The 5858-nt window shown below is 45.3% G+C and carries 7 protein-coding genes; 3 read left to right on the top strand and 4 right to left on the bottom strand.

The window, feature by feature from the left end:
* Positions 1–252: 252 nt before the first annotated feature.
* Genes WAM07_RS17400 through WAM07_RS17390 form a run of 3 tightly spaced genes read right to left on the bottom strand, consistent with a single transcriptional unit; the run spans position 253 to position 2174 of the window.
* A complete protein-coding gene (locus WAM07_RS17400) occupies positions 253–1140 on the bottom strand; it encodes a ClpXP adapter SpxH family protein (protein WP_422168656.1) in 888 nt (295 codons plus the stop codon).
* Positions 1137–1538, bottom strand: coding sequence for a globin (locus WAM07_RS17395; protein WP_422168655.1), 402 nt, complete (start codon positions 1536–1538; stop codon positions 1137–1139). The genes WAM07_RS17400 and WAM07_RS17395 overlap by 4 nt, the downstream gene beginning before the upstream one ends.
* A 54-nt stretch (positions 1539–1592) precedes the next feature.
* Positions 1593–2174, bottom strand: coding sequence for a CYTH domain-containing protein (locus WAM07_RS17390; RefSeq protein ID WP_422168654.1), 582 nt, complete (start codon positions 2172–2174; stop codon positions 1593–1595).
* 113 nt (positions 2175–2287) lie between these two features.
* On the opposite strand from WAM07_RS17390, the gene WAM07_RS17385 reads away from it, so the two are divergent.
* The 3 genes from WAM07_RS17385 to WAM07_RS17375 are packed head-to-tail and all read left to right on the top strand — an operon-like array spanning position 2288 to position 4647.
* Positions 2288–2926, top strand: coding sequence for a GTP pyrophosphokinase (locus WAM07_RS17385; RefSeq protein ID WP_422168653.1), 639 nt, complete (start codon positions 2288–2290; stop codon positions 2924–2926).
* A gap of 15 nt (positions 2927–2941) precedes the next feature.
* Complete coding sequence (locus WAM07_RS17380; protein WP_422168652.1) at positions 2942–3757, top strand: NAD kinase; 816 nt, start codon at positions 2942–2944, stop codon at positions 3755–3757.
* On the top strand, positions 3754–4647 hold the full coding sequence (locus WAM07_RS17375; protein WP_422168651.1) for an RluA family pseudouridine synthase: 894 nt from the start codon (positions 3754–3756) through the stop codon (positions 4645–4647). Before WAM07_RS17380 ends, WAM07_RS17375 begins: the two co-directional genes overlap by 4 nt.
* A gap of 30 nt (positions 4648–4677) precedes the next feature.
* Here WAM07_RS17375 and prpE read toward each other — a convergent pair whose 3' ends face one another.
* Positions 4678–5412: a bis(5'-nucleosyl)-tetraphosphatase PrpE gene (prpE, locus tag WAM07_RS17370; protein WP_422168650.1), complete on the bottom strand. Its 735-nt coding sequence runs from the start codon at positions 5410–5412 to the stop codon at positions 4678–4680.
* Between the last annotated feature and the right edge of the window lie 446 nt (positions 5413–5858).

Genomic DNA, 5858 nt, shown 5'->3' with positions numbered 1-5858 from the left:
TCGGTGAGACCCCGGAGAGCGTTAGCTCGAGGAGGCTCAGCACATGCCCGCGGAAAGCGAATCATCCCCCGCAGGACCTTCACAGTAACCCGATATCTCGAAACTGAGTCTTACAGTAACCGGCCCTATTACGTAATAAGCCTGTTATGAAAAATTAAGAATAAACTTTGACAGAGTCTATTCATAAAAAAAACGATACCGAAATCGTTAGACAGCCATCTAACCATTTCGGTATCGTTTCAAAGATGCTTATTATGTGCCGAGATATTCCCAGAAGGCACCGTGTTTCACGGGTACTTCACGCGCTTTCTGTTTCAGCACTAATTTTTTCATTTCTTTTTTAGCCTGCTGTTCTGTCCAGTCATAGACAACCGCAACTTCTTTGTTCGCTACAAATCGGTAGTAGTGCAAAAAGTCTTCAAGAGCTGGCTTAATGGCAGGGGTTGGATCCTTTTGCAGCATCTCTTTCAGTACTTTTACATACACGTCATAGGAATACATACCGGTTATCTTAAGTCCGGCATCTTCTTCTGACTCATTGAAAAGGACGATCGTAGGTGTTGATTCTACTTCCATTTCGTGTGTCAATTTCAAGTCGCAGTTTAATGCGTTGCGGGCGGCATCGGAATGAAGATCCTTCTTGAATTCCTCTACATCAAGACGGCTCTTACTGGCGCATTCGATTAATACATCTTCATCCGATATATTTTGTTTTTCCAGGAAAACATACTCCTGAATTTTTCTGAGAAACCGCATGCCCGCTTTTTTACCTTGCAGCTCGGCTGCTTTTACAGCAAGAGAAGCCGCAAAGGGGGAGGAAACCGGGTTCTCAATCCAAACATCACCATCACAGCACATGCCGGTGCGGGAAGTGGTGCTGTCCCACGCTTTTTTAAGATTTTCAGGTTTCTTCACTTTATTTTGCTGAAAGGAAGTCAACTTCCCGCTTATAATTGGACGGATGGTAAAGAAGCGGCCGTACTCGATAGTGAGTTTTTTTAAGAATGGTTCAAGTGACCAGCATTCAGGACAGAGCGGATCGATAAACACATAGATTTCTATGGGCCGCTTTAATAAATTGAAAAAACCGCTGGCTGTTCCTTGGGTGTCATTATTGCTGCTCAAGCTTTTCCAACTCACTTCGATTCTCCTTTCTGCTCTTCTGGTGTGTTCATCATGTGGTTCGCCGTCATCGTTAATCGCTCGAATATAGCGGACCGGTAAGGCTCTTCAATAGAAACCTCGTTTAAAGCACCTGACATACAAGACAGCCAGGCGTCTCTTCGAGTTGGTGTAATTTCAAAAGGCAGATGTCTGGCTCTCAGCATCGGGTGACCGTGCTCTTCGATGTAAAGAGGAGGGCCGCCGAAGAACTGAGTCAAAAACTGCTTCTGCTTCCGAGCCGTTTCAGTTAGATCCTCCGGAAAGATCGGAATTAAATCCGGATGACGGCTTACTCGGCTGTAAAATGATTCGACAAGCTCTGATATTTTTTCTTCACCAATCGCCTCATAAATCGTTCCAGGTCGCTGTACCATAAAATCCCTTCCTGTCTGTTAATCCATTTTAGCAATGGGCGTGTGCTACGGCAACTATTCTGATTCTTGCCGGGCTTTATAAAAGCGTTTGATCTTATTATCTGTTTCCCTTTCAGGAATATTGCATTGATTTAAAATTTGGGAAAAAACGTTTTTTCCTTGTTCCTTCGATTTAGCTTCGAGTTCCAGCTCAAAATCTTCCTGATCATAATAGAGGCTGTGATCAAGGACGAGAAGGGTATCCTTGTATTCGATTTCTTTTCTTCTTGTGGTCAGGGAACCAAGGAATTTCAAATCCTCTAATGAAACGCTAAGCTCATCCAGTTGTTTTCCGACATTCGGTTTTTCCACCATGCGGTTTTGAATCCATAAATCTGCCTCGTGTTCGGACAAAGAGTCATGGGTCTCAAGCAGCCCTTCCGGATGAGGCTGTTTCAGGGTCAGCGTCCATTGATCATTTTTTTTCCTGATGCGGAGAGCAGCCCCTAGACTGCGAAGCTTTAAATCATCTGATTCAAAATAATAATTGGTTTGCTCCATGAATTCAACTGATTCGAATGGGTATATTTGGTGGACGCGATCGTACTCATCCTTTGTAAGCAGGTTCTTATATTCAATTTCGATTTCCTGGGACAATTTAGAATGCCTCCTTTATCATTTCTGATGTGACTTAACTTTATGATACAATGAATGCAAGAGATAACGCACATATTTACTATACAGATTGGATACATAAAGGTGGGCGCAAGATGAATTGGGATATATTTATAGCACCTTATGGACAAGTAGTTGACGAACTAAAAGTTAAATTAAAGGGAATGCGGCAGCAGTTTGAATATGAAATGGAGCAGTCCCCGATTGAATTTGTCACAGGGCGCGTAAAACCAAGGTCGAGTATTATCGAAAAAGCCAGGAGAAAAGCCATTAATCCTGAAAACATTGAAAAAGAGTTACAGGATATTGCGGGTGTGCGTGTCGTCTGTCAATTTGTAGATGACATTTATGCTGTTGTAGACATGCTGAAAAACCGTCACGACTTCACCATTGTAGAAGAGAAGGATTACATCTCCCGCAAAAAAGAGAGCGGTTACAGGTCCTACCACGTAATCATTGAGTATCCAGTCGAAACCATCCATGGAGAAAAGATTGTGTTAGCAGAAATTCAAATCCGTACACTGGCAATGAATTTCTGGGCGACCAACGAACACTCCTTAAATTATAAATATGCTGGTAAAATACCAACTGAAATTAAAAGCCGGTTAAAGCGGGCCGGAGAAGCAGCCTTCCGCCTGGATGAAGAAATGTCCAAGATTAAAAGTGAAATCCAGGAAGCACGGAAAGTATTTTTGCGTAAAGAAGATCAGAAAAACCATAATAAAAAGAAGTAGAGGAGTGGGCAGCAGATGAAATTCTCGATCCTTTCCAAAGGCGACCAGAAATCGAATGAAATACGATCCAAAATCAAAAATTATTTAACTGAATTCCAGTTGGAATACAATGAGGACGAGCCTGATCTTGCTATCTCTGTAGGAGGCGACGGCACCTTATTGGAAGCTTTTCACACCTATGTTCACCGCCTTGATCAAACGGCGTTTATCGGGATTCATACCGGACATTTAGGCTTCTATGCGGACTGGATGCCGGAAGAGCTGGAAAAACTGATCATTGAAATCGCGCGAACGCCTTTTCAGGTGGTTGAATACCCGCTTCTTGAAGTGACCATCCGTCCAAAAGACGGGGAAGAGGAAGATCGGTATCTGGCATTAAATGAATGTACCATTAAGACTTCAGAAGGTTCGGTCGTTTTTGATATCGAAATTAAAGGCGATCATTTTGAAACTTTCCGCGGAGATGGACTTTGCATTTCCACGCCATCCGGCAGTACCGCTTATAACAAAGCATTGGGCGGCGCGATTCTCCATCCTTCCCTGGAAGCGATTCAAATCGCGGAGATGGCTTCTATTAACAACCGGGTGTTCCGTACTATCGGTTCTCCGTTAATTTTACCGAGTCACCATACCTGTTTATTAAAGCCATTGAACGACCGGAGCTTCCTGATTACGATGGATCATATTACACGCACCTACAAAGATGTGAAATCGATCCAGTGCCGCGTGGCGACTGAAAAAGTCCGTTTTGCCCGCTTCCGTCCGTTTCCTTTCTGGAGACGTGTGCATGATTCCTTCGTATCCGATGAGTATTCTCATTCTAAAGAGTGAGTACGGTTACCAAGAGCTGGCGCGTTCCTCCTGAAGCGTCAGGCCAGACAGTGAGGGATTTCCTGCAAAAGCGGGCCGGTTTCTCCCGCCAGCTGATTAAACGAGTGAAAGCGGCAGGGTCGATTTACATCAATCACCAGCTGTCTTCTCTCAAACAGAAGGTGGATTCGAATGCAGCGGTTACCGTTTATTTTCCAGAAGAAGTTCGCGGCGAGAGAATGATGCCTGAAGAAGGCCCGCTATCGATCCGTTATGAAGACGAAGATGTTATCGTGATGGATAAACCGTCCTCAGTACCGGTCGTTCCATCTTCCCACCATGAAGGCTCTTCCATCGCAACCCGGCTGCTTCATCATTACGAGAAGCACGGTCTTTCCAATACGGTTCATATCGTCACAAGGCTGGACCGGGAGACGTCAGGGCTTATGCTTGCAGCGAAGCACGCCTACAGCCACCGACTGCTAACGCTTGAGAAAAGCAGAGTCGAGCGCTTTTACACGGCACTGGTAAAAGGAAAGCTCGAGGGTGAAGGAGTCATTGAAACGCCGATTTCCCGGAAACCAGGATCCATTGTGGAACGGACCACCTGTGCAGATGGAAAACCATCGAAGACGTTATACAAGGTTCAGGAAAGCCATGAACAGCATACGCTCGTCAGACTAAAGCTTGAGACCGGGCGGACCCACCAGATTCGTGTTCATATGGCATCCATTGGTCATCCGCTCGTGGGGGATACTTTATACGGAGAGACAGAAGATCTTCCCTGGAGCGGACAGGCTCTTCATTGTCATGAACTGGCCTTTGATCATCCCTGGACAGGCGAGCCTATGTCTTTTACATCCGCCATTCCTGAAGAGTGGAATCGTTATATGATGACATGTAAACACTAAAAAATCAGACCCCGCCTGGAGTCTGATTTTTTAATATCTGAATTTCTCTTCTACGAGCGGCATCGAGGAAGGGATACTGACGAGTTCTTCTTCTGGCAGGCGGAACGCCGTTAGTTCGCCTCCAAACACGCAGCCTGTGTCAATATTCACGGTTTTATGGACAAAACGGGGTTCGCGCACAGGGGTGTGCCCATATACGACCCACAAGTCGCCATCATAATGCTGGGCCCAGTCTCTTCGTACAGGGCGTCCGTCAGGGAGTTTTTCTCCTGTAATGTCGCCATACAATACGAAGGTTTTCACTTTTTTATTATTTTTTCCGATATCTTCTCTGCGGATACCAGCATGGGCGATGACTGCGTCCGCTTCTTCCAGAACGTGATAAAGAGGAGATTCTTCTACCAGCGTCATAAACTGTTTGCACACTTTTTTTTGTTCACGGGTGGATAAGCTCCGGTATTCGTCTGCTGTGGTTTCTAAACCATGGGTTTCCTCTACAGGGTTGCCAAGGAAGAAACGGTACAGTTTATTGCAATGGTTGCCGGGCACATAGAGTGCTGTTTTTTCTTCTAATACTAATTGGCAGACAAAACGGATGCACTCCACTGAAGCAGGACCGCGGTCCGTAATGTCACCGACAAAGACTGGCGTGCGCCCGTCGGGATGAAAAGGAAGCCCGTTTTCCCATTCGTAGCCGAGCTCCGTGAATAGCTGCTTTAATTCATCAAGACAGCCATGAACGTCACCAATTACATCAATTTTCATCATTATTCTCCTTCCATTAATGTAATAAAAATCAAGATGGTTCTTAAAATTAAGGTTAAATCGCTAAATGTGCCTTAGTAAGCTAAAGGTCCCGATTGTGTAAGGCTCTGTTTCGAGATATCTCGGGTCCTTTGCCAAAAGTTTGATGAGGGGGCTACGGAAACAACTCGCTTTCCTACGGCCCTACACGATGTAGGGTCGATCGACGTTGCCACAGGACGTGGCGACTTTAGTCGATCCTCCTTTTACTAGGAGCCTCCTCGGTCGCTTCACTCCCTGTGGGGTCTCGCCTAGCTCCTTCTCCCGTGGGAGTCTCGTCGTTTCCTTCGCCACCCAGCCTGAAACGTAAAACGGACCCTTTCATAAGAGAGGTAAGCATCCTGAATCAGCCTTAAATGTTTATATAGCTGGGTTTATAAACCTAAATACGCTAGATACTCCGTTTC

This window comes from Halobacillus sp. (assembly GCF_049282395.1).
Lineage (GTDB): Bacteria > Bacillota > Bacilli > Bacillales > Halobacillaceae > Halobacillus.
Note: the sequence above shows the minus strand (reverse complement) of the source record. Positions and strands in the feature narration are given on the sequence as shown.